This is a genomic window from Martelella mangrovi, from assembly GCF_040545495.1.
Taxonomy (GTDB): Bacteria; Pseudomonadota; Alphaproteobacteria; order Rhizobiales; family Rhizobiaceae; genus Martelella; species Martelella mangrovi.
In genome coordinates this window covers 137,698-161,836 of record NZ_JBEPLY010000003.1, presented here as the reverse complement: position 1 = coordinate 161,836, position 24,139 = coordinate 137,698, and the positions used below count along the sequence as shown (strand labels likewise).

Below are 24,139 nucleotides of genomic sequence, written 5' to 3'. Positions count from 1 at the left end.
GGCGGGCCTTTTAACGTGGTTTCGCCTTGGAGAAAATGAAAAAATGCGTGAGAGGCAAGGCCGCGATATGCCTTCAGCGTCCGCTCAGCCGTTCGGCAAGAAGCGTGCGCATGCGCTCTTCAACCTCGGCTGCGGCCTGCTTGCGCTTTGTCCCCGCCTCGAAAGTCACGCTCTCGCCGAAACAGACATCGACATCGAGCGCCCGCGCCCTGATGACCCCGGCAAGCGACGGCAGCATTTCGACATCGCCCGGCCAGGATACGACAGAACGCTTGAAACGGCCCATCGGCATGCCCTGAATACCGGTATAGGCCACGGCAACCGGCTGGACGTGGACCGTGCCGTCGGGCGAGAACGGAACCGCGCTCGAAGCCGCGCCGAACAGCGAATATTTCAGCGGCAGCAGACGATTGCCGTCGGATGTCGTGCCTTCGGGAAACAGGATGATGATTTCGCCGGCAGCCAGCCGTTCGGCAATCGAGTTGATCTGACGGCCGGTTCCGCGTTTGTCGGCGCGTTCGATGAACACCGAATTCTGCAGCCGCGCAAAAAGGCCGAAGATCGGCCAGGAGCGCACTTCCGACTTGGCGATGAAGGCGACATCGGCAACCCGCCCGAGCACGATGATATCGAGCCAGCTGGTGTGGTTCGCCGACAGCATCAGCGGCCGCTGAGTCTCGATTTCGCCATGGACGTGAATGCGGATCCCCAGCACGAAACAGGCAACCATATGCCAGTAACGCGGCATTTTGCGCGCAAGCCTCCACCCGCGCCAAAGGGCCAGGCTCTGCAGGGGCGAGAGAATCACCGTGGCGAAGAACAGCGCAAGCGCGACATAGGCATAACGCAGCCAGATCATCGCCTAAACAACCTCCGGCTCACCGGATGCGTCCCGGCAATCACTCGCTGCGGCCCTTGATCGGAACGCCGTAGAGTTCCAGCCGATGATCCACGAGCTTGAGGCCGTATTCACGCGCGATGCGCTCCTGCAAGGCCTCGATTTCCGGCGACTGGAACTCGATCACCACGCCGCTTTTCAGGTCGATAAGGTGGTCATGATGTTCTTCCGGCACGGTCTCATAGCGCGAACGGCCATCGCGAAAATCATGGCGCGCGATGATCCCGGCATCCTCGAACAGCTTCAGCGTGCGGTAGACGGTCGAAATCGAAATCCGCGAATCAATGCCGGCGGCGCGGTTATAGAGTTCCTCAACATCGGGATGGTCCTGCGCCTGCTGCAGAACGCGCGCGACAATACGGCGCTGTTCGGTCATGCGCATGCCGCGTTCGGCACAGATTTCCTCAAGTGTTCTCGGCAGATCCGTCATTTACCCTACCGGCCGGGCGCACCGGCAACCTCCAGAATACCGTCTTCGACTTCGGGTTATCCGAGATCGCGCCGCAAGACAAGCGCGGTCGAACGGGTTCCGTCATCATGTGCATAATAGGCCTTGCGGCGGCCCACTTCAAAGAAACCGAGCTTGCGATAAAGACCGAGTGCGGCGTCGTTCTGGCTATCGACCTCCAGCAGCATATAGGCCGCACCGCGCGTGCGGGCCTCCTGCATGGTCGCCACCATCAGCCGCCAGCCCACGCCATTGCGGACATAATCCGGTCCGACACAAAGGGTGAGAATTTCCGATTCCTCGCCAACACTGCGCGCCAGAACGAAGCCGGACGCCGGCGGGTTGATCACCCTGTTCATATGCCGGGCAATGTGGCCGAAAACCGGTTTCTGTCCCAGCAGCCTGCGCAGCTCGCCGGCGCTCCAGGCATGGCTAAACCGCCTGCGGTGAATATCGGCGGCCAGACCCAGATGCTCGTCAGCCAACGGGAACAGGTCGATTTCCGGCGGTCGTTTCAAAAACGGAAGCATGGCAAATCCGGTCGTCAGCGACGGGCAACGGCAAAGCCGGTCTGAGGCTTGGCATCGGGCGCGCGCAGATAAAGCGGGCTTACCGGCGCGCCAGGCAAGGCTTCAACACCAAGCCGTGCGATCGATTCAATATCAGCCTGCACCACATCGGCACCGGTCTCAAGCCCTGCGGCCACAGCGCCGCTGCCGAAAGCGACGGCCTGATAATCGCGCATCAGGCCGTCAAGTGCCTCATAGGCATAGGCGGCGGGCGCGGTCAGCGCCGTGCCGTCAGCGGCAAAAACCTGGGCATAGGCCTCGCCGCGGCGGGCATCGATCGTGGCCAGCACGGCATGGCCGCCGGCAAAGGCTTGCGCCTGAAAGGCAATCGAGGCCAGAGCGGACACGCCGACGCATTCGGCCTTTGTAGCCAGCGCGAAGGCGCGCGCGGCCGAAACGCCGACCCGGATGCCCGTAAACGAGCCCGGGCCGATATTGACCGCCACCCGGTCAAATCCCGCAGGCGCGCGTCCGGCGTCCTGCAGCGTCGTATCGATCACCGCCATCAGCCGTTCGGCATGGCCCTTGCCGATCGTCTCGACGTTGCGCGACAGCTCCACGCCGCTTTCGGAATCGAAAAGGCAAGCAGCGCAATCCGCCTGAGCCGTATCGAGCGCCAGTATCAGCATTCCGGACCTTTCAGAACCGCCTTGGAACCGTCATCAAGCCTTTGTCAGACGGCTTCGACATGCTCCACTTCGGGCACGAAGTGATGCAGCAGGTTCTGGACGCCATGTTTCAGCGTCGCCGTCGAGGACGGGCAACCCGAGCAAGCGCCACGCATGTTGAGAAACACCGTTCCCTCGCGGTAGCCGCGGAAGGTGATATCGCCACCGTCCTGCGCGACGGCCGGACGCACGCGGGTCTCCAGCAGTTCCTTGATCGTGGCAACGAGGGTTTCGTCGCCATCATCGAAGAATTCCTCGCCGTCATCGTCTTCCACCTGCGGCGCATTGCCGGCCATGACCGGCGCACCGGACATGAAATGCTCCATGATGGCGCCGAGAATGGCGGGTTTGAGATGCTGCCATTCGGCATCGCCCTTGGTGACGGCGACAAAATCATAGCCGAACATCACGCCTTCCACGCCAGGCACAGCAAAAAGCCGGGTCGCGAGCGGCGAGACAATCGCATCATCGGCGGAGCGGAAATCCGCATTGCCGCTTTCCATCACCACCTTGCCGGGCAGGAATTTCAGGGTCGCCGGGTTCGGCGTGGTTTCGGTCTGGATGAACATTCTCATCTCCAAATCTTGTCGTATCGGGCGCTTTGCCCTTTATATCGGCGCTTTGACGCTCAACCGCAAGGGCGTCAGCACAACGCGTCGATATCGGCATCGTCCAGCCCGTCGGGCAGAACGGTCACGGGAATGGTGAAGGCCTTGCCACGGCCTGCAAGCAGCGAGACCAGCGGCCCCGGCCCGTCCTTGGCCGCGCCGGCGGCCAGAACCAGGATGGCTATATCGCGATCATCCTCGACGACGGCGTTGATTTCGTCGGAACGATCACCCTCTCGGATGACGATTTCCGGCTCGACGCCGATGGACTCGCGCGCGGCCTCGGCCGCCTTGTTGACGATCGCCTCGGCCTCTTCGCGGGCTTCGGCGCGCATGAATTCCTGCACGCCGATCCACTGCTGGACATCATGTTCGGGTATCACATAGCAGAGCACCAGCCCGCCATTGGAATTCTTGGCGCGCCGCCCGGCATAACGCACCGCGCGGCTGCATTCCGGCGTATCGTCGACAATGGCCATGAATTTTCGGCGATGTCCGGCTTCGCCGGAAAGTCGTTTGGAAACCATGTTTTCGAAACTCCAATTATCCGGCACGGTACCGCTCAAAAAGCCCGGCGCCCAAACGCCGGACCGGGCACGATACACCGTTGCGGCGAACGCCCCTGCAAGCAGTCCGAACACAGCATCATAACACAGATGACGCAAAAACAAGCGTCAGAGAAGACCGACGATCTCGTGAACATCCTTCATCGTCTTTTCGGCGATGGCCCCTGCCCGTTCCGATCCGTCCTTCAGGACGGCATCGATATGGGCCGGTTCTGCGATCAGACGGCGCATCTCGGCACTGATCGGAGAGAGCACGGAAACGGCAAGTTCGGCCAGCGCCGGCTTGAACTGCGAGAACTGCTGACCGCCGTATTCGGCAAGGACATCGGCCTTTGTCCGGTCGGAAAGGGCTGCGAAGATACCGACGAGATTATCGGCCTCGGGACGGCCCTTCAGACCATCGACTTCGCTCGGCAGCGCGTCCGGGTCGGTCTTGGCCTTGCGGATCTTGCGGGCGACGGTTTCGGCGTCATCGGTGAAGTTGATGCGCGACAGGTCCGACGGATCGGACTTCGACATCTTCTTCGAGCCATCCTTGAGGCTCATGACACGCGGCGCCGGCCCCTCGATCAGCGGCTCGACCATCGGGAAATAGGCATGCACCGGCTGATCGCCCACGGTGATGTCAACACCCTTGCCGATCTCCTTGATCTTCTTTGCAAAATCGAGATTGAACTTCATCGCGATATCGCGGGTCAGTTCAAGATGCTGCTTCTGGTCGTCGCCAACCGGCACATGGGTGGCGCGATAGACCAGAATGTCGGCCGCCATCAGGCTCGGATAGGCCAGCAGGCCGAGCGAGGCGTTTTCGCGGTCCTTGCCGGCCTTGTCCTTGAACTGGGTCATCCGGTTCATCCAGCCGATCCGGGCCACACAATTGAAAATCCAGGCTAGTTCGGCATGCTGCGGCACGGCGGACTGGTTGAAGACGATATGCTTTTCCGGATCGATACCGGCGGCAAGATAAGCCGCCGTGATCGCGCGCGTCTGGCCTTTCAGGTCGTCATGGACGAGCTGCGCGGTGATCGAATGCATGTCGACAACGCAGTAGATGCAGTCCATCTGGTCCTGCAGCGCAACGAATTTGCGCAAGGCGCCGAGATAATTGCCAAGATGGAGATTACCGGTCGGCTGTACGCCGGAGAAGATTTGCGGCTTGAATTCACTCATGTCATGGTCTCTTTCGGGCGGTTGGAAGGCCCGGTCTGTTGAATATCGACAGCGCTTATGCACCGCCGGCAGCGGCAGGTCAAACGGCGAAGCCGGCCTAGCCCTTGCCGCGCCGCTTCACCAGACGGCCGAGCAGAGCCCGGTTGACACCGCCGGTTGCCAGAACGAGGCCGAAATAAACCACGGCAGCAAGCCCCAGCAGGATCAGGAGGCCGCCGAGCTGCTGCAGGAAGGCTGCTTCCGGCGCAAACCAGCCGGACATCCGCCCCGCCGCCAGCCGCACCGCCACCGCCATGACGACAGCGCTTGCGATGATCAGCGGTCCACGGCGCATCAGCAGCTTGTCGAAGCGCAATTGCCCGGTGATGATCAGGGTTGCGGCCAGCAGCAGAACATTGGTCCAACCCGAGACCACTTCCGCCAGCGCAATGCCCCGTTCGGCAAGAACCGGAAACAGCGATATCGCCAGCGCCGAGTTGATCACCACGGCCACCAGCGTAAAGCGCATCGGCAGCTTGGTATTCTCGCGCGCATAAAACGCCGGTTGCAGCGCCTTGGTCAGCGCAAAGGCCGGAAGGCCGAAGGCGTAGACCGTCATGATGGCGGCCACCAGCGCCGTCGTCTCCGGCCCGAAGGCGCCGCGTTCATAAAGCACGCGGGTAATTTCCGGCGAAATCACCATCAGCCCAAAGGCGGCCGGCACCGTCAGAAACAGCACGAATTCGATGGTGCGGTTCTGGATATGCGAGGCTTCGGAACTGTCACCGGCTTTCAAAGCGCGGGACAATTCCGGCAACAGCACGACGCCGCCGGCAACGCCAACGACGCCGAGCGGCAACTGGTAAAGCCGGTCGGCATATTGCAGCGCCGAGATCGCGCCATCCTTGCCGGAAGCCACCGCCTGGCCGATGATCTGGTTGATCTGGATGACACCGCCGGTGACGGCAGCTGGCACGGCCAGCGCCACCAGACGCCGGATCTTCGGGGTGATCTTCGGCAGGCGGAAGGTCAGCCGCATGCCGGCGCGTCGCACATCGAAATAGACAACACCGAGCTGGATGATACCTGCGGCAAGAACGCCCCATGAAAGGTTGCGCGCCATATGCTCGGGATCGGCATTCACCGAAATGCCATAGGCCAGCACGCCGATCAGCACGAAATTGAGAAACACCGGTGCTATGGCGGCGGCGAAATAGCGGTGCAGCGAATTCAGCATCCCGCTCATCATCGCCATCAGCGACATGCAGATCAGATAGGGAAACATGACCGAGGCAAGCCGCACGGTCATCTCGAATTTTTCCACGTCGTCGGCAAAGCCCGGCGCAATGATGAAGCGCACGAGAAGCGGCATCGCCAGTTCCATCACCACGGTGATGACGAACAGAAAGGAAAACAGAACGCCGAACACCTGTTCGGAAAAACGCTTGGCGCCGTCAACGCCGTTTTCCTCGATCTCCCTGGAAAACAGCGGCACGAAGGCGGCATTGAAAGCCCCTTCGGCAAACAGCCGGCGAAACAGGTTTGGAAAGCGGAAGGCGGCGTAAAAAACGTCCGCCATCGCGCCATTGCCGAGGGCTGCCGCCATCATCGTCTCGCGGGCGAAGCCCAGCAGCCTGCTTGCGAATGTCGCGCCGCCGACGGTGGCGAACTTGCCGACGAGGCTCATGCCTTGTTTCCGCCCCTGTCGCTTTCGGAGCCTGCCTCGGCCGGCAGCAGCATACCCTGCGGCATGCCCTTGCGATAAGCATCACCCTTGTCGTCCAGCACCGCCTTCATCCTTTCAACGATTGCCGCCCGACGGTTTTCATTGGTAATCTTGGCGCCGACAAGGTCGGTTATATAAAAACTGTCGATCACCTTTTCGCCGAACGTGGTAATTCGCGCCGTCTGGATATCCAGCGACAATTCGGAAAGCGTCTGGGTGACATCGGCCAGAAGCCCGGTCCGGTCCAGGCACTCGATCTCGATCACCGTGAAGATGTTCGAAAGCTTGTTGGAGACCGAAACGTGGGTGGGCACCGAAAACGGCCGCACCGTCCGGCGTTCGCGGCTGCGCGCGGCAATCAGGTCGTTGAGATGTTTGCGCCCCGTAAGCACATCCTCGATCAGCTTGCCGATGGTGTTGGCGCGACGTAATTCGTCGGCGTCATCGTCAAAGGCGCGGTTGAGCAGGATGGTGTCGAGCGCGCGGCCATCCGTGGTGGTGAAGATCTGCGCATCGGCAATATTGGCGCCGGTTGCCGCACAGGCGCCGGCGATAATCGACAGCAGGCGCGGATGGTCGGGCGCCAGAAGCGTGATCTCGGTGATATCGTGGAAGGTGTTGGTGCGCACCATGGTCGCAAACAGCTTGCGGTCCTTGTCCGCCTCGCGGATGAAGCGGGCGTGACGCACCTGATCTTCAAGCGGCACCGAAAGCATGTAGTTCTGGTAGTGCAGATTGGCGTATTTGTGCCGCTCATTGTCGCCCATGCCGACCAGCGCATCATCCAGCTGTTCGATTGCGTGCTGGGTGCGGGCCTTGCGCGAAACGGCCGAAAACCCGCCGGAGAGCAGGATTTCGGTTTCGTAATACAGCGTGCGCAGAAGCTGGCCCTTCCAGCCATTCCAGACATCGGGCCCGACAGCGCGGATATCGCAAACCGTCAAGATCAGCAACATGTTGAGCCGGTCGAGCGACTGCACCTTGTCGGCAAAATCAACCACCGTCTTGCGGTCGTTGAGGTCGCGGGTCTGCGAGGTCATCGACATCAGCAGATGATATTCGATCAGCCAGGAGACAAGCTCGGTCTGCTTGACCGTCAGGCCGAGCCGCGGGCAGATCTTGCGCGCAAGCCGGGCGCCCGCAATCGAGTGGTCCTCCTTGCGGCCCTTGGCGATATCGTGCAGCAGCACGGCAACATAAAGCACCGTACGCTCTTCGACCGAAGAAATCAGTCGCGCCGCCAGCGGATGCATTTCGCTTTCGCCGCCGGCATTGTCGAGTTCGGAAAGCACGTCCACGGATCGGATCAGATGCTCATCCACGGTGAAGTGGTGATACATGTTGAACTGCATCATCGAGACGATGCGGCCGAATTCCGGCAGAAAGCGGCCGAGCACGCCGGCCTCGTTCATGCGGCGCAGATAAAGCGCGGGATTGTTGCGCGAGGTCAGGATCGACAGGAACAGCCGGTTGGCCTCGTCGTTTTCGCGCAGATCCGCATTGATCAGCGACAGCGAGCGCGTCACCACCTTCAGTGCGTCGGGATGGAACTCGAGATCATTGATCACGGCGACATAGAAGAAACGGATGATCGCCACCGGGTCCTTCTTGAACACATCCGGTTCGGCAAGGGCAATGCGGCCGCTGTCGGAGACGAATTCGAGGGAGCCCGGGATCTTGCGCTGGCGCTTCGTGAATTTCGACAACACGGCCTGGCCGAGCGTGGGGGCGGCCTTGGCCTGCTGCTCCTCCAGATCGGAGCAGAAAATCCGCGTCAGATCGCCGACATCCTTGGCCACCAGAAAATAGTGCTTCATGAACCGTTCGACAGCCGAAAGGCCGGGCCGGTCCTGATAACCCAGCGCCTCGGCGATCTCGCGCTGGATATCGAAGGACAGCCGTTCCTCCGCCTTGCCGGTGATGAAATGCAGGTGGCAGCGCACCGCCCAGAGAAAGTCTTCCGCGCGCAAAAACAGCTTCAGTTCCTGACGCGACAGCACGCCCAGATCGACAAGCTGGGCGGTATCACGCACGCGGTAGAAATATTTGGCGATCCAGAACAGCGTATTGAGGTCGCGAAGACCGCCCTTGCCTTCCTTGACATTGGGCACGACAAGATAGCGCGTATCGAAGGATTTCTGGTGCCGCTGGTCGCGCTCGGCCAGTTTGGCGGCAATGAATTCCGGCGCGCTGCTCGCCACGATCTCGTCATCGAAGCGATGCGCAAGCGTATCGGAAAGCTCTTTCCGGCCGGCGATGTAGCGCATTTCCAGAATCGATGTGCGGATCGTCATGTCGGACTTGGAAAGCTTGATGCACTCGGCCACGCTGCGGGTGGCATGGCCAACCTTCAGCCCCATATCCCACAGCATATAGAGCACATATTCGATCGATTTCAGCGTCTCCTCGCGGTCGGCGCCGTTGATCAGGAACAGAAGATCGATATCCGAACCGGGCGCCAGCGTGCCGCGCCCGTAACCGCCGACAGCGGTGATGGTGAATTCGTTTCTGGTTTCGGGATAGATCGACTGGGTGACCAGCGTATCCAGCGCAATCAGGATCTGGTCCTGCAGCCAGGAAATCCGGCGGGCGCATTCCAGGCCGCCACCGTTTTCCTTCAGAATTTCGTAGGCGCGCTCGCGCCCCTGGGCGTTCACCTGTTTCAGGTGCGCCAGCACGTCCCGGCGCAGCGCATCGGGACTGCCGGCATGCTTCTTGGCGATCGCGCGCAATGCCGTCTTGAGCTTGGAGGGCTCAAGCACATCGGTCATCGCGTAAGGATCGGTTTGCGCCTTGCGGGCATTGCTCTTGACTGTCTGCGCGCTTGCGGATTTCTGCATCGACCTGCCTTTTCCCTGCGGTTCTTTCGCCGCCGGTGGTGTCTTAAAGCAAATCAGTCCTCAATGGAAATATCATCCTGCATTTTCCGCTTCAGGGCATAAAGCGCGTCCAGCGCCTCGCGCGGGGTCATGTCGTCAGGCTTCAGATCATTCAGCATGGTCTCGACCTGAGAGGTATGCGGCTCGGGCTCCGGCGCACGCATCGACGCCTGAAACAGCGGCAGATCATCGATCAGGCTTGATGCCGGGTTCTTGCGGTCAGCGTCTTCCAGCCGGGCCAGAACGTTTTTCGCCCGTTTGACGACGGCAGACGGAAGGCCGGCAAGGCGGGCAACCTGAATGCCGTAGGACCGGTCGGCGGCCCCCGGCCCCACCTCATGCAGGAACACGACCTCGCCCTTCCATTCCTTCACCCGCATGGTGGCGTTGACGAGACGCGGCAGCTTCTCCGAAAGCGCCGTCAGCTCGTGAAAATGGGTGGCGAACAGCCCACGGCAGCAATTGACATCGTGCAGATGCTCGACCGCCGCCCAGGCAATCGACAGGCCGTCGAAAGTTGCCGTGCCCCGGCCGATTTCATCGAGGATCACCAGCGAGCGCGGCCCCGCCTGATTGAGGATGGCCGCGGTTTCCACCATCTCGACCATGAAGGTCGAACGGCCGCGCGCCAGGTCATCCGAAGCGCCAACGCGCGAAAACAGCCGGTCGACAATGCCGATATGGGCCTTGGTCGCCGGCACATAGGCGCCGGTCTGGGCGAGGATCGCGATCAGTGCGTTCTGACGCAGGAAGGTCGATTTACCGCCCATATTCGGCCCGGTCAGAAGCCAGAGCCGGCCCTTGTCGCCGCTTTCGGGCGACAGCGTGCAGTCATTGGCCACAAACGGCCCCGCCGATTGCCGCGCCAGCGCCTGCTCGACCACCGGATGGCGTCCGCCCTCGATCTCGAAGGCCGTGGTATCGTCGACGGCCGGCCGGCAATAGGCCTCGGCCTCGGCAAGCAGGGCAAATCCGGCGGAAACATCGAGCACGGACAGCGCCAGCGCACCGTCCTTCAGCTGTTCCGCGCTGGCGACGACGGCCTGCCTCAGCGTCTCGAAGGTTGCAAGCTCGATTGTGAGCGCCTCGCCGGCGGCATTGGCGATCCGGCTTTCCAGATCGGCAAGTTCGGCCGTGGTAAACCGCATCGCATTCGCCATGGTCTGGCGGTGGATGAATTTCGCCTTGGCCTCGTCGCCCTCCGTCAGTGCCTTCGAATTTCCGCTGGTCACCTCGATGAAATAGCCAAGCATGTTGTTGTGCTTGATCTTCAGCGCCTTGACGCCGGTCTCCTCGGCGTATTGCGCCTGAAGGCCGGCAATCACCCGCCGCGAGGTGTCGCGCAGTCCGCGCGCATCATCAAGGCGCTCGTCGGCCCCTTCGCGCACGAAACCGCCATCGCGCTTCAACAGCGGCAGTTCGTCGGCAAGCGTGGCGGCAAGTTGCGCTTCCAGATCTTCCGGCAGTGCGGCAAGGGCCTCAAGTGCGGCGGCCAGTTCCTCCGGCAGCGATGCGGGCTTCAGGATATCCGCGATCGCACGCGCCGCCTCAAGCCCCTTCAGGATCGAGCCGAGGTCACGCGGACCGCCCCGGTCGAGCGCCAGACGCGACAGCGCGCGCGGCATATCCGGCAATTGCTTCAGGTGATCGCGAAGAGCGGCGGAAAGGCTGACCTCGCCGAGGAAAAACGCCACCGAATCAAGCCGCCGGTGGACCTGTTCGGGCGCGGTGAGCGGCGACATCAACCGCTCGCACAACAGCCGTGCGCCGCCGCTGGTCACCGTCCTGTCGACGGCCTTCAGCAGCGAGCCGTCGCGGCCGCCATTCATGGTGCGAATCAGTTCCAGATTGGTGCGGGTCGCCGGATCGATGAACATCGAGCCCGATCCGCCGTCCTGCTCGGGAATGCCAAGTGCGGGGCGTTCGTTGATCTGGGTTTTCTCGACATAGGCAACGGCAGCGGCAGCGGCTGAAAGCTCGGGCCGCGAGAAACGCCCGAAGCCATCCAGCGTTGCCACTTCGAAAAACCGCGACAGCCGGTCCTTGGCCGTGGCGCTGTCAAACAGAACCGACGGCTGCGGGGCGACTGCACGGCCGAGAAGATCAAACACCGGCCGCAGTTTTTCATCGGCAAAAAGCGCATCGGAGACGATCAGTTCGCGCGGCTCGACCCGCATGATATCGGCGGCGAGCCGGTTTTCCGATGTCGCGCACAGCCGGAAGACACCGGTGGAAATATCGATCCAGGCCAGCCCGTAGGCCGTCTCGCCCTCGCCCTTGACCCGCGACAGCGCCATCAGGAAATTGCTTTCGCCGGGCGCCAGCAGTTTTTCCTCCGTCAGCGTTCCCGCCGTCACAAGACGGGTGACATCGCGCCGGACCACGGATTTCCCACCGCGTTTCTTTGCCTCCGCCGGGTCTTCCGTCTGCTCGCAGACGGCAACGCGAAAACCGAGCGCGATCAGCTTTTGCAGGTAATCATCGGCGGCATGAACCGGCACGCCGCACATCGGAATGTCGCGGCCGAGATGCTGGCCGCGCTTGGTGAGCGTGATCGAAAGCGCACGGGCCGCCTCCACGGCATCGTCGAAAAACAGCTCGTAGAAATCGCCCATACGGTAAAACAGCAGGAGATCAGGGTTTGCCGCCTTGATCTCGATATACTGCTCCATCATCGGCGTTGCCGATGCTCGGCTTTCCTCGGAAATAAGCTCTTCGGTCTTGATGCGGTTATTGTCTGCCACGGTCACTTGCTTGCATATGTTCATGGGGGTTCGCTGCGCCGGAAGCGCCATAGCGGCCATGCTTCCAACACCTCGATTGTCTTTTCATGTGTCACGAAATCGAAGCTGCCGGAAGAGCGCGGCAAGAGAAAGCTGGGCAAAACGTTTGAAGCGCCGCAGTGCCGCGCAAAATTTCACGACCGCACCCCGGCAGCGCCCCTTGCAACAGCGTTTGCCGGCGCTTCAGCTTGCGAAACGCCCGGCGTCGGCACCGTAATAATTGATATAACGGTCGGAAATCGAGGCGATCGGCAGCACCACGAGAACATCTGTGGTGTTGAAGGCATGGTCGACCACCGCACCCTCACCGACCATCGCGCCGAGGCGCAGATAGCCCTTGATCAGCGGCGGCAGGCCCGTCAGCGCCCGGCGACCGGATACGTCTTCCGCGCTCATCAGGTTCATGTCGACGGCAAGTTCGGCGCGGGCCTTCACCGCCCATTCGCCGGTGGCGCGGGCATTGTGATAGAGAAACGAGAGCGCCATGGCATGTTCGGCAGGGTCCGTGCCGTGGAACGATGCGCAGCCAAACATCGCACCGATATTATGCTTCAGCGCATAGGCCCAGTTGCCCTGCCAGAGCAGTTCAACGGTGCGCTTGCTGCGATAATCCGGCAGCACGCAGGAACGGCCGAGTTCCATGAAACGCACATCGGGATGGCGAGCGACGAGCTTGTCGGTCTGATACTCCGAATCGGAATAAAACCCGCCATGCTCCATGGCCACCTCATGACGCAGCAGCCGATAGGTTGCCACGATCTGATCCTCGACATCGCCATCCAGCTTGGTATCGAGCACCAGAAGGTGGTCGCAGATTTTATCCCACTGGTCGAAATCACGCTTGGCCCGCATCGCGTCAGCGGGAAGCCGAGCCTGCATTTCGTCGACAAACACGCGGTAGCGAACCGCCTGCGCGGCTTCGATTTCGCCCGGCGTGCGTGCAATACGGGTTTCCAGTGAGCCGATGCGGCCGAGGATACCTTCCTCCAGCAACGACTTGCTGACCGCCGGCGCGGCGCCGGCGCGTTCGGCAGCCTGAAGAAGGTCGAGCGCTTCCATGGTCATAGCGTGTTCCGGATCGTTCATCTTGGATGTCATAAACCATCTCACTGCGACACGTTCGTGACAGTCGCATCTCGCCGTTATGGAGGTCAAATTGTCCGAAAGAGGCTGTTCAATGTCATCACTGCGCCTCCTTGCATATACCGTTCTGGCATCTCCCTGTGGCCAAAAGACTAGTACATGGCAAGGGCGAGGTCCAGAATCTTTTGTCGCCCCGTCAACACGAAAACGATCCCGCAAGACACAAACGATGTCCGGCAATCTGTTGAAGAAAAAGTATTTTCCGGAGCACTTCGAACGAAGGCGAACACATCAACCCTCGCCGCGCCCCGCTCCCTTGAACAGGAATTCCTGGGCAAAGATCAGCACCGCGCCGACGGTGATGTAGCTGTCGGCAAGGTTGAAGATCGGGAAGGTCCAGCCGCCGACATGAAAGCGGATATAATCGACCACATGACCGTAAATGAAATGGTCGAGAATATTGCCGAGCGCGCCGGCAACCACCAGCGCAAAGCCCAAAAGCGCCCATGTCTGCCCCGGCGCGGTCTTACGCCAGAGATAGATCACGACCGCGACGATCACCAGCCGCAGCCCGACCAGCGCCCAGCCATTGGTATCCGACAGAAGCGAGAAGGCGATGCCGGGATTATAGGTCTTGAAAAGCCCCAGGAACGGCAGGACCGGGATCATCCGGTGAAACGGCAGATAGACCTCGACCGCATATTTGATCACCGCATCGACCAGCAGCGCAATGACCACAAAGGCTGCGGCGGGAACGGGACGCGAAAGCGGCGCGGTCATTGGCCGGCCTCCGGCGGATCGAGCGAGAGGAGATGGCGGCGCGCCTCGTAGAGCATCACCCCGGTTGCAACGGCAAGATTAAGCGAATCAGCCCTGCCCTGCTGGGGAATACGGGCAAGGCGTCCGGCGCCGTCAGCCAGTTCGGCCGGCAGGCCCTGCTGCTCGTTGCCCATCAAAAGCACCACCGGCTTTTTGCTGTAGTCGATGGTGCGGTAATCGACCGAGCCGGCCAGATGGGTGGCAACAATCTCGGCGCCGCTGTTTTTCGCCCAGTCCAGGAATGCGCGCGGTTCGGCGCGGGAAACCGGCAGTGCGAACACCGAGCCCATGGTCGCCCGCACGGTCTCGATCGAAAACGGATCGGTGGTCTCGCCAACCAGGATCACGCCTGCGGCACCGGCGGCATCGGCGGTGCGGATGATGGTGCCGAGATTGCCCGGATCACGAACCCGGTCGAGCGCAACATAGGTTTCGTTTTCTTTCGGGCGGATATCGCCAAGCGGCCGGTAGTGGCTTTCGAACACGCCGACGACCATCTGCGGATTGTCGCGCCGGGTGATCGCCGAAAGCACCTTTTCGGAGACCTCCAGCACCAGGCCGCCGGAGGCGACGGTCTTGGCGGCAACCTTTTCCACCGGCGCCTTGCCCTTTGCGGCCTTGGCATAAATCAGCGTGCGGATCGACCAGTTCAGCTCCAGCGCATCGATCACCAGCTTGAGGCCCTCGGCCATGAAGGTGCCGGTTTCCTCCCGGTGCTTTTTTTGCGAAAGCGCGCGGATATCCTTGATGATCGGGTTGGAAAGGGATGTGACCTCTTTCACCGTTCCCACGCGCGGCGCGCGTCTGTCATCTTTTTCGAAGCTCATTGAGGCAACCACCGCGCATAAAGGGATGTTGAAAGGGCACGACCGGGTTCATTGCCCGAAAGTCCGCCCTCGCGAATAACCAGCTCACCCGATTCGACCACGCCGCCAAAGCCGCGCATCGTCTCCATCATCAGTTCATGAACGGAATAGAAGCTGGCGCGGATCGAATAGGCCGTCAGCACGAAGCCGAGCGCATCCGGTTTAAGGATTGCCCGGCAAAGGTCCAGCATTTTCGGCAGATGTTCGAACAGCTGCCAGACCTCGCCATTGGGCCCGCGTCCGAATTTCGGCGGGTCGGTGAGAATGATGTCGTACTGGTTGCCGCGCCGCTGTTCGCGCTCGATGAACTTCATCGCGTCATCGCATATCCAGCGGATCGGCCGGTCATCGAGGCCGGACAGCGCCTGGTTCTCGCGCGCCCAGCCGATGGCCTTCTTCGAGGCATCCACATGGGTCACCTCTGCGCCCGCAGCTGCGGCAACCAGCGAGGCAACGCCGGTATAACCGAAAAGATTGAGCACTTTCGGTGCTCCCGCCGCGCGGCCGGACGCGTTTTCCAGCGCATCGCGCATCCACTGCCAGTGCGCCACCTGTTCGGGAAACACCCCGACATGGCGAAACGACGTGAAGCGTCCGAGAAAATCGATATCCATGATCCGCAGCGGCCAGGTCTCGCCAAGCGCGGCCTTGGGAAAACGCCAGCGCCCCATGCCATCCTCATCCGTGTCTCCGGTGAAGATCGCATCGGCATTGGCCCATGTCTTCTCATCGAGCAGCGGCGGCCACAGCGCCTGCGCTTCCGGACGGACAATGCGGTAGTCGCCATATTGTTCGAGTTTCAGGCCGTGACCGCTGTCGATCAGGTGGAACCCGTCGGCACAGACTGATTGCAGAATGCTCGGCACGCGCTCTGCCGGCCGGTCGCCATCGCGCAGCGCAATCCATTGCGGCTCCGGCTGGCGGCTGCGGCGCTCATTCTGCTTATCGGCGGCCGGCGGGGATTTGCGCCGCTCGTCGGCCCGCGCTGCTGCGTGCCCGCCCTTGCGCGGCCGGTCAGGCTTTGCCTGCGGCTTCCCACCTGCCTTGTGGCGGCGTGTCTTGTCCTGTCTGGAAGGCGTCATAAAAGGCCATCATCCCGCAGTGTTCGAAAGCTGCGGTTTATCAGCCCTGTCGTAAAAATGGCAAGCCTCGTCAGCACGCCATGTCAGGAAGACGGCAGCTGGTCGAGCGGCTTTCCGGCCGAAACCTCGGTGGAGCGCGCCTTCTGCTTGTCGGCTTCCGCGCGCCACAGCGCCGCCTCGCGCTTGCTGGTTCTTGCCGTCTTGCGATACTTGCGCTGGGAGATCCAGGCAAAAAGCGCCCCGAGCAGAATGCCGAGAATGAAGGCGATGAAGATGTAGACGAAGAACGGCGCCGAGACGGAAAGCACCGTATCGGCTGCATTAAACGGGTTGAGCGCCATCGTGACCGACTGCCGGTTGGCAACCGACAGGAGAACAAGCACCACCCCGATGGGCAGCAGAATGACGAGATTGACAAGCTTTGACATCATGCGCCTCGAACCCGTTTTTCACTTTTCTAGCGGTCAGGCCCGCTCCCGCTAGCCATCGTCTTTCTGGTCGGGATTGAGACGCTCGCGCAATTCCTTGCCGGTCTTGAAGAACGGCACCCATTTTTCTTCCACGAAAACGGTATCGCCCGTGCGCGGGTTCCGTCCCGAACGCGACGGCCGGTTCTTGACCGAAAATGCGCCGAAACCGCGCAATTCGACCCGGTTGCCGGCAGCCAGGGCATCCGCGATCTCGTCAAGAATTGCATTCACGATATTTTCGACATCGCGGTGATAGAGATGCGGGTTACGCGCCGCAACAATCTGTACCAATTCCGACTTGATCACACCTAGCCCCTCAACTCTCTGATTTTCATTGCCAATCAGTCTGCCCGACAGACACGAGTCCGTCAACAAGTCCGCTCTGGTGAAAGGCACCTTCGCTGACAAACCAACCCATACCAACTGATTCGAGCAGTTTGGCCCCCATTTTTGCTAAACCGAACCCGAAACTATCCCTGTTTACGTTATCCCAGGACTTGATTTCAAGGGAGTCCGAAATGCCGTTGTCGGCAAGATAGGCCGAAATTGCATCGCGTCCGCCGATTTCATCGACAAGACCCGCCGCAACCGCCTGCCGTCCGGTGAGGATCCGTCCATCCGCAAGCGCCAGCGCATCGTTCCGCGGCATGTCCCGGCGCTCGGCAACAAGGTCGACAAACCAGTCATAGCTGTCCATCACCATCGAACGCACCATGGCCTGGGCATCCGGGCTGGCATTGTCGAATGGCGACGGTTCCGCCTTCAGCGGCGCTGATTTGATCGAGTCGACCGAAATGCCGATCTTGTCGAGAAGCTCCTTGGCCTGCGGATACATGAAAATCACGCCGATTGAACCGGTAATCGAGGTATCGCCGGCAAAGATGCGGTCACCGGCAAGCGCGATCATATAACCGGCCGAGGCCGCCTGGGTGCGGATTTCGCTGACAACCGGCTTTTTCTCGCCCACCTCGCGCAAGGCCTTGTAGAGCGCCTCGCCGCCAAACGTCGTGCCGCCGCCGGTCGAAAGCGAGACGATCAACGCCTTGGCCGCCGGATCGTCACCGATTTCGCGGATCGTCTCGAGCATGACGGGATCATCGCCGATCACGCCGGAAATGGTAAGCTGGGCGATATGCGGCCGGGACAGCATCGCGCTGCCCTGCGTCCCGCCATAGGTCCTGAAGACGGCAACGATCAGCAAAACGGCCACCACCAGTGCCGCCGCACGCCACCAGCCGACACGCCTGCGCAGGCGTCTGCGTTCGAGGATATCCGACAGATTCATCAATGACCTCACAGGTTTTTGAACGACGATCGCCGTCGACAAGGTTGGCGAATGTGCGTTCCGCCCACATCTGGTGTCAATCGTAAACGACTTTATTTTCCAAGGCCAAACTTGTTATCGCCGCCAAAACATACTACCTCTCCCCTCTGACAGGCAACGGCTCTGCACTCATGCAGGCATGGTTCGATGTCCGCAAAAGCCGACTGCGACACAGGCTTTTTTGAAACGGTGCACTATGAGTATTTCAACCACGGCGCAGCCCGGCAACGGCCAGCCCGGTTCTTCGATTGAAGAAAGTTTCCGCAAGGCCAAGCGGCACTCCGGCCATGTGCGCCGGCTGAAGATCATTCTGCCGCTCGCCGCCGTGCTGATCACGATCGGTCTGGTTGCCGCGACCTTCCTGCGTTCCATCGTTCCCGAAAACATCTCGCTCGATGCCGCCTCGATCGAAAACGGGATGATCGTGATGACCAATCCCGGCATGTCAGGCCGCAATTCCGATGGCATCCGCTATTCGCTGAAGGCCGACCGCGCCCTGCTGCCAGCGACCAATCCCGATGACAGTAATGTGCTTCTTGAAAATGTCGTTGCCAGCGTTCCCGTCGATGACACGGTCACGGCCGTGGTCGATGCCACCCGCACGCTGTATGACCGTGTCACCGAAAAGCTGACCATCAACGAGCCTTTCACGATCACGCTTTCGAACGGCATGACGGCGGACTTTTCCTCGGCCGAAATCGACATCAAGGGCGGCACGCTGGCAAGTGACACGCCGATTACCGTAACAGCGCCCCAGGCTTCCGTGGTTGCCCAAAACGTAAATATCGTCAATAACGGTCAGAAAATTCGGTTCGGCGGCGGCGTTCATGTTACCTTGTCGCCCGCGGCATTGGCCCAGACCGGTAAATGAGGTTTCAGATGGATCTGAGCAAATTGACAATCTGTCCGCCCCGCCGGTCGACCAAGGCCATGCTCGCCTTGCTGTGCACGCTGGCACTGCCGGTGTCGGAAGGGTTCGCGCAATCGACCCAGACAAGCGGCTTTCAGCTCTCCGGCAGCGAACCGATCGACATCAACGCCGATGAATTCGAGGTCGACGATTCGACCAAGCTCATCACCTTTTCCGGCAATGTGGTCGCCGTGCAGGGCGCCAACCAGGTCAAGGCCGGCCAGATGACCGTGCGTTATGCCGGCGGTTCCACCGGGATTGCTGCCGGTCAGGGCGACATCGAGCGGATTGACCTGAGCAGAGCCGTCAGCCTCGAGACAGATACCCAGACGGCAACCGGCGACACGGGCTATTTCGACATGACCGCCCAGCAGTTCGTGCTTGAAGGCAAACAGGTGGTGCTGAAGGAAGGCGAGAATGTCTTTGTCGGCTGCAAGCTCACCGTCAACATGGCCACCAGCCGGGCCAAGCTGGACGCTTGTGGCGACCGGGTCCAGATCAGACTTAATCCGCAATCACGGCCGGGCAATTGATATCGCATGCCCAGAAAACCGACACAGAAAACACTTTCCACCGCAGATCGCCCTGCCGCCGCGGCAACCACATCGGGAAACGGTGAGGCTTCGCGCGAAAACGGCCGTTATGACGGCACGCTGATTGCACAGGGGCTGACCAAGACCTACCGAAGCCGACGCGTTGTCAATGGCGTCTCGCTTGTCGTCAGACGCGGCGAGGCCGTCGGCCTTCTCGGACCGAACGGTGCGGGCAAGACCACCTGTTTCTACATGATCACCGGGCTAGTGCCTGTCGATGAGGGCAATATCGTCCTGCACGGCCGCGACGTGACAGCGCTGCCGATGTACCGCCGGGCGCGCCTCGGTGTCGGCTACCTGCCGCAGGAAGCCTCGATTTTCCGCGGCCTCAGTGTTGAAAACAACATCAGGTCTGTTCTTGAGCTGACCCCGCTGAAGAAGCGGGAGCGGGAAGAAAAACTCGAACAGCTGATGGAAGAATTCGGCATTGCCAAACTGCGCAAGACATCGGCCGTGGCACTGTCGGGTGGTGAGCGCAGGCGCCTTGAAATTGCCCGCGCCCTTGCCACGGACCCCGATTTCATGCTGCTCGACGAACCGTTTGCCGGCGTCGACCCGATTTCCGTTGCCGATATCCAGAACCTGATCCGGCACCTGACACGCCGCGGCATCGGCGTGCTGATCACCGACCACAATGTTCGCGAAACGCTCGGCATGATCGATCGCGCCTATATCATTCATGCCGGTGAAGTGCTGACCCATGGCAAGGCCGACGAGATCGTGGCCAACAGCGATGTGCGCCGTTTCTACCTCGGAGACAATTTCAGTCTCTAGCAACCTTGCGCCGAAACCCGGATTCGGGCTTGATAAACAAGCAATTTTTGTGCCAATCTCCCCAAAAACGCGATAAAGAGTTCAGTACGCCAGCGGACGCTCTCGTTGCAGGCCGTTGCGATTTTGGGGTTTTGCTTTCGACATGGCACTAGGCGCCAATCTTTTTCTTCGTCAGAACCAGTCGCTGGTAATGACGCCGCAGTTGATGCAGTCGATCCAGTTGCTGCAAATGCCGCATGCGGAACTCAACCAGTTCATTGCCCAGGAGGTCGAGAAAAACCCGCTTCTTGAGGTTGCCGGCGACGAGGCCGCTTCCGACGACGGAGCAGACGCCCCGGAAACGCCGGACAGCGCCAACCAGGACATGTCCAGCGACTGGTTTACCGATGAACGGCAAAGCGACAGCGCCGCGCATCTTGGCGACAGCCTCGACAGCAATTTCGAAAGCGTCTATGGCGATGACAACGCACCGGCGCGCCCCGATGCGCCCGAACTGCTGAGCCAGTGGAAGTCGATGCCCGGCAGCGGCGGCGGGGACGACCATGTCGACCTCGATGAATTCGTGGCGGGCAAACCCTGCCTGCGCGACCATCTGACCACCCAGATCGCCCTGACCTTCAAACGCCCGGACGAACAGGCCATTGCCCGCCACCTTGTCGACTATCTGGACGAGGCCGGTTACTTCCGGGCCGATACCGCCGAAATTGCCGAACGGACCGGATTGACCACGGAGCGGCTGGATGCGGTTCTGGAAAGGCTCAAGACGCTTGATCCGCCGGGCATCTTCGCCCAGTCGCTTTCCGACTGCATGCGTCAGCAATTGCTCCAGACCGGCGATTTCACGCCCGCCATGGCTGTTCTGGTCGACCATCTCGAACTGGTGGCCCGCCGCGATTTCACCAGGCTCAAGAAGCTGTGCGGTGCGGATGAAGAAGAGCTCCTGAAGATGATGCAGAGCCTGCGCCGGCTGAACCCGAAGCCGGCCGGCGCCTTCAACAGCCACCCGCCCGAATCGGTTTTCCCCGATGTCATCGTTTCGGCCCGCAAGGACGGCGAATGGCAGGTGGAACTCAATCCCGACACCCTTCCCAGGGTTCTGGTCAACCGTTCCTACCTCACGCAGATCAAGGCGTCCCACGGCATGTCGGATGCCGATCAGACCTTTCTCAACACCTGCCTTCAGACGGCGAACTGGCTGACGCGCAGCCTCGACCAGCGCGCGCGCACCATCCTCAAGGTCGGAAGCGAGATCGTGCGCCAGCAGGATGCGTTCCTCAAACACGGCGTCGACCACTTGCGCCCGATGAACCTCAAGACCGTGGCCGACGCCATCAAGATGCACGAATCGACGGTCAGCCGCGTCACCTCGAACAAGTTCATCCTGACCCCGCGCGGCCTGTTCGAACTGCGCTATTTCTTCTCCGTCTCGATCGCCTCCGATCAGGGCGACGGCAGTGCGCTTTCGGCAGAATCGATCCGTCACAAGATCCGCCGGATGATCACCTCGGAGACACCGGAAAAGGTTCTTTCAGACGATGACATCGTTGCCGAACTGAAGCAGGAGGGAATCACGCTCGCCCGTCGTACCGTCGCCAAATACCGCGAAGCGATGAATATTCCCTCCTCGGTACAGCGCCGTCGCGAAAAACGGGCCCATGCAAAAGCCGTCGGCGCCTGAAGACAACCGGATTGCAGCGCCTTCAAAAGAGGTCGCCGGCATGATTGACTTCCTCCGGCATGAACGGTAGAGCATCCGCCGCAAGAGGGACGCCGCCTTTAGCGAACGAGACGAGACGCAGCTGCGTCAGGACAGGGTGCGCGGCGCACCGACCGCGCCCGGCGGAAAAATATGCAGAAGAATATTGCGGAAATCCCGCTGGCAAACGGCTGAAAAATGCCCACATGAGTTATGATGACGTTGTGTCATCGCAGTGCCGTACCGGACACCGGCAAACCCACTGCTGAAGTTCTTGGAGGAGAACGGAGTGTGGCTTAAACTGGTGGCCGCAAACGATAGAAGAAGGGAAGATCCATGAGTGTTCGCGTCTCGGGAAAACAAATGGAAGTCGGCGAGGCTTTCCGCGAAAAAATCGAAGATCAGATCGAGGAAGCGGTCACCAAATATTTTGACGGCGGCTATTCCGGCCAGGTCACCGTGGAGAAATCCGCAGGCGGTTTCGAGACCGACTGCAAAATTCATCTCGACAGTGGCGCCGTGCTCCACGCAGCCGGCAAGGCCCATGATCCGCAGGCCGCCTTCGATGCAGCATGCGAACGCATTGCCAAGCGCCTACGCCGCTACAAGCGCAAGCTGAAGGATCATCACCAGAGCAACGGTCAGGCCGATTTCGCCGAAGTTGCCTATTCGGTGATGGACATGCCGGACGAGGATGATACCGAAATTCCGGAAGATTACGCGCCGGCAATCATCGCGGAAGCGAAGACCGAAGTGCGCACGATGGCGGTTGCAACGGCCGTCATGGCACTCGACATGACCGACAAGCCGCTGATGCTGTTCCGCAACCCGGACAACAAGACGCTCAACATCGTCTACCGCCGCCCCGATGGCAATATCGGCTGGATCGATACGGCCAGCATTCAGGGCTGAACCCACTCCGGCGGGTGCCGTTCAGGCGCCCGCCCCCAAGCCGCAACCCAGGATACCAGGACATGGCCCTTGACGACCTGCTGAAACAGGAGGCGATCATCCCCGCCCTCAAGGCAAACTCCAAGAAGCAATTGCTGCAGGAGATGGCCGCCAGAGCGGAGACCGTGACGGGGGTGCCGGAGCGCGAAATCTTCGAAGTGGTGCTCCAGCGCGAGCGCCTCGGCTCCACCGGTGTCGGCAATGGCATTGCCATTCCGCATGGTAAACTCGCCAATCTCGATCACATCTGCGGGGTCTTTGCCCGTCTGCAGCACCCCGTCAATTTCGAGGCGCTCGACGATCAGCCCGTGGACCTGGCCTTTCTGCTGCTGGCGCCTGAAGGCGCAGGCGCCGACCATCTCAAGGCCCTGTCGCGCGTGGCGCGGCTGCTGCGCGACCAGGAGCTGGTCAAGAAGCTCAGAGCATCCGATACGGAAAGCGCGATCTACGCCTTCCTGAATTCCGATCCGGATTCGTCAGCGGCCTGACCCGCACCACCACAGACCGACCATCGAAAAAGGCGTTCCGCACCAGCGAAACGCCTTTAATTTTTTCCAAACGACGCTGCCGTGATTATTCTTCGGGCTTGCCTTCCGGAGCCGGCTGTGCGGGTTCGGCCTTCGGCCCACCCTTGGAAACACCGACCATGGCCGGGCGCAGCACCCGCTCACCGATCGTGTAACCGGACTGGACGACCTGCACCACGGTGTTGGCCGGAATTTCCGGGTTCGGCACTTCGAACATCGCCTGATGGAAGTGCGGATCGAATTTCTCGCCTTCCGGATCGATCTTGTTGACACCGTGACGCTCAAGCGCTGACAGCATGGAGCGTTCGGTCATCTCCACACCTTCGATAAAGCCCTTGATTTCCTCGGTGCGCTTGTCTTCCGGAATGGCATCCAGCGCGCGACGCAGATTATCGGAAACACCGAGCATGTCGCGTGCAAACGCGGTGACGGAATAGGCCTTGGCGTCCTTCACGTCACGGGCGGTGCGCCGGCGCAGGTTTTCCATTTCGGCGGCAAGCCGCAGCAACTGGTCGCGCTGCTTCTCGTTTTCCTCACGCAGGAGATCGATCGGATCGGGCTCGACGGCCTCGGCCTCCGCAGCCTCGGTTTCTTCAACCGGCGTTTCGGCTTTCAGGTCGACCACCGTTTCGTTGATTTCCTCGTCAGTGCCGTTCTTCTTGGTCTCGTCGGTCATGACGTCTCCGCAAGTTTCATTTTGTTCTTTGAATCTCTCGAGCCCCGATATCGAGGTTCACTCCCGAAAAATCA

The 24,139-nt window shown here is 60.8% G+C and carries 24 protein-coding genes; 6 read left to right on the top strand and 18 right to left on the bottom strand.

Annotated elements, in window-relative coordinates; translation table 11 throughout:
• Positions 1–73: 73 nt before the first annotated feature.
• The 17 genes from olsA to sppA form a co-directional block, all read right to left on the bottom strand.
• On the bottom strand, positions 74–859 hold the full coding sequence (gene olsA / locus ABID12_RS05390) for a lyso-ornithine lipid O-acyltransferase (protein WP_354433401.1): 786 nt from the start codon (positions 857–859) through the stop codon (positions 74–76).
• Between the two features lie 40 nt (positions 860–899).
• Positions 900–1,328 carry a Fur family transcriptional regulator gene (locus ABID12_RS05385; RefSeq protein ID WP_106311773.1) on the bottom strand — a complete coding sequence of 143 codons (429 nt, stop codon included), beginning with the start codon at positions 1,326–1,328 and terminating at the stop codon, positions 900–902.
• A 56-nt stretch (positions 1,329–1,384) separates the two neighbouring features.
• Positions 1,385–1,876: a GNAT family N-acetyltransferase gene (locus ABID12_RS05380; protein WP_319517310.1), complete on the bottom strand. Its 492-nt coding sequence runs from the start codon at positions 1,874–1,876 to the stop codon at positions 1,385–1,387.
• Positions 1,877–1,890: 14 nt separating this feature from the next.
• Positions 1,891–2,544 carry a tRNA (adenosine(37)-N6)-threonylcarbamoyltransferase complex dimerization subunit type 1 TsaB gene (gene tsaB, locus ABID12_RS05375; protein ID WP_354433400.1) on the bottom strand — a complete coding sequence of 218 codons (654 nt, stop codon included), beginning with the start codon at positions 2,542–2,544 and terminating at the stop codon, positions 1,891–1,893.
• A gap of 44 nt (positions 2,545–2,588) precedes the next feature.
• Positions 2,589–3,152 carry a NifU family protein gene (locus tag ABID12_RS05370; RefSeq protein WP_106311782.1) on the bottom strand — a complete coding sequence of 188 codons (564 nt, stop codon included), beginning with the start codon at positions 3,150–3,152 and terminating at the stop codon, positions 2,589–2,591.
• A 74-nt stretch (positions 3,153–3,226) separates the two neighbouring features.
• Positions 3,227–3,718, bottom strand: coding sequence for a universal stress protein (locus tag ABID12_RS05365; RefSeq protein WP_106311840.1), 492 nt, complete (start codon positions 3,716–3,718; stop codon positions 3,227–3,229).
• A gap of 147 nt (positions 3,719–3,865) precedes the next feature.
• Complete coding sequence (gene trpS, locus ABID12_RS05360; RefSeq protein ID WP_354433399.1) at positions 3,866–4,927, bottom strand: tryptophan--tRNA ligase; 1,062 nt, start codon at positions 4,925–4,927, stop codon at positions 3,866–3,868.
• Positions 4,928–5,024: 97 nt separating this feature from the next.
• Positions 5,025–6,593, bottom strand: a complete 1,569-nt coding sequence (murJ, locus tag ABID12_RS05355; protein WP_354433398.1) for a murein biosynthesis integral membrane protein MurJ — start codon at positions 6,591–6,593, stop codon at positions 5,025–5,027.
• Positions 6,590–9,472 carry a [protein-PII] uridylyltransferase gene (locus ABID12_RS05350; RefSeq protein WP_354433397.1) on the bottom strand — a complete coding sequence of 961 codons (2,883 nt, stop codon included), beginning with the start codon at positions 9,470–9,472 and terminating at the stop codon, positions 6,590–6,592. The genes murJ and ABID12_RS05350 overlap by 4 nt, the downstream gene beginning before the upstream one ends.
• Before the next feature lie 53 nt (positions 9,473–9,525).
• Complete coding sequence (gene mutS / locus ABID12_RS05345) at positions 9,526–12,279, bottom strand: DNA mismatch repair protein MutS (RefSeq protein ID WP_354433396.1); 2,754 nt, start codon at positions 12,277–12,279, stop codon at positions 9,526–9,528.
• Between the two features lie 198 nt (positions 12,280–12,477).
• The gene (gene olsB / locus ABID12_RS05340; RefSeq protein ID WP_354433600.1) at positions 12,478–13,353 is read right to left on the bottom strand and encodes a l-ornithine N(alpha)-acyltransferase; all 876 of its coding nucleotides are present in this window, start codon (positions 13,351–13,353) and stop codon (positions 12,478–12,480) included.
• A gap of 315 nt (positions 13,354–13,668) precedes the next feature.
• Positions 13,669–14,157 carry a signal peptidase II gene (lspA, locus tag ABID12_RS05335; RefSeq protein ID WP_354433395.1) on the bottom strand — a complete coding sequence of 163 codons (489 nt, stop codon included), beginning with the start codon at positions 14,155–14,157 and terminating at the stop codon, positions 13,669–13,671.
• Positions 14,154–15,023, bottom strand: a complete 870-nt coding sequence (locus ABID12_RS05330) for a TrmH family RNA methyltransferase (RefSeq protein ID WP_354433394.1) — start codon at positions 15,021–15,023, stop codon at positions 14,154–14,156. The genes lspA and ABID12_RS05330 overlap by 4 nt, the downstream gene beginning before the upstream one ends.
• Positions 15,020–16,144: a class I SAM-dependent methyltransferase gene (locus ABID12_RS05325; RefSeq protein WP_354433393.1), complete on the bottom strand. Its 1,125-nt coding sequence runs from the start codon at positions 16,142–16,144 to the stop codon at positions 15,020–15,022. Before ABID12_RS05325 ends, ABID12_RS05330 begins: the two co-directional genes overlap by 4 nt.
• An 83-nt stretch (positions 16,145–16,227) precedes the next feature.
• The gene (locus ABID12_RS05320) at positions 16,228–16,575 is read right to left on the bottom strand and encodes a LapA family protein (RefSeq protein WP_106311803.1); all 348 of its coding nucleotides are present in this window, start codon (positions 16,573–16,575) and stop codon (positions 16,228–16,230) included.
• Positions 16,576–16,623: 48 nt separating this feature from the next.
• Positions 16,624–16,920: an integration host factor subunit beta gene (locus ABID12_RS05315; protein WP_106311807.1), complete on the bottom strand. Its 297-nt coding sequence runs from the start codon at positions 16,918–16,920 to the stop codon at positions 16,624–16,626.
• Between the two features lie 25 nt (positions 16,921–16,945).
• A complete protein-coding gene (gene sppA / locus ABID12_RS05310; RefSeq protein ID WP_354433392.1) occupies positions 16,946–17,899 on the bottom strand; it encodes a signal peptide peptidase SppA in 954 nt (317 codons plus the stop codon).
• A 235-nt stretch (positions 17,900–18,134) separates the two neighbouring features.
• Between sppA and ABID12_RS05305 the strand changes: the two genes are divergently transcribed.
• The 6 genes from ABID12_RS05305 (at position 18,135) to ptsN (ending at position 23,350) form a co-directional block, all read left to right on the top strand.
• Positions 18,135–18,809 (top strand): LPS export ABC transporter periplasmic protein LptC, encoded by a 675-nt coding sequence (locus ABID12_RS05305; protein WP_354433391.1) that lies wholly within the window; start codon positions 18,135–18,137, stop codon positions 18,807–18,809.
• Positions 18,810–18,817: 8 nt separating this feature from the next.
• Positions 18,818–19,381 carry an LptA/OstA family protein gene (locus ABID12_RS05300; protein WP_181190869.1) on the top strand — a complete coding sequence of 188 codons (564 nt, stop codon included), beginning with the start codon at positions 18,818–18,820 and terminating at the stop codon, positions 19,379–19,381.
• A 6-nt stretch (positions 19,382–19,387) separates the two neighbouring features.
• A complete protein-coding gene (lptB, locus tag ABID12_RS05295) occupies positions 19,388–20,215 on the top strand; it encodes an LPS export ABC transporter ATP-binding protein (RefSeq protein WP_319517321.1) in 828 nt (275 codons plus the stop codon).
• A gap of 142 nt (positions 20,216–20,357) precedes the next feature.
• Positions 20,358–21,893, top strand: coding sequence for an RNA polymerase factor sigma-54 (gene rpoN, locus ABID12_RS05290; RefSeq protein WP_354433390.1), 1,536 nt, complete (start codon positions 20,358–20,360; stop codon positions 21,891–21,893).
• A 354-nt stretch (positions 21,894–22,247) separates the two neighbouring features.
• A complete protein-coding gene (hpf, locus tag ABID12_RS05285; RefSeq protein ID WP_106311823.1) occupies positions 22,248–22,823 on the top strand; it encodes a ribosome hibernation-promoting factor, HPF/YfiA family in 576 nt (191 codons plus the stop codon).
• 62 nt (positions 22,824–22,885) lie between these two features.
• Entirely contained in the window at positions 22,886–23,350 is a 465-nt protein-coding gene (gene ptsN / locus ABID12_RS05280) for a PTS IIA-like nitrogen regulatory protein PtsN (RefSeq protein ID WP_106311826.1), read from the top strand.
• A gap of 85 nt (positions 23,351–23,435) precedes the next feature.
• Here the strand turns inward: ptsN and grpE are convergent, their stop codons facing one another.
• Positions 23,436–24,065, bottom strand: a complete 630-nt coding sequence (grpE, locus tag ABID12_RS05275) for a nucleotide exchange factor GrpE (RefSeq protein WP_354433389.1) — start codon at positions 24,063–24,065, stop codon at positions 23,436–23,438.
• Positions 24,066–24,139 lie beyond the last annotated feature (74 nt).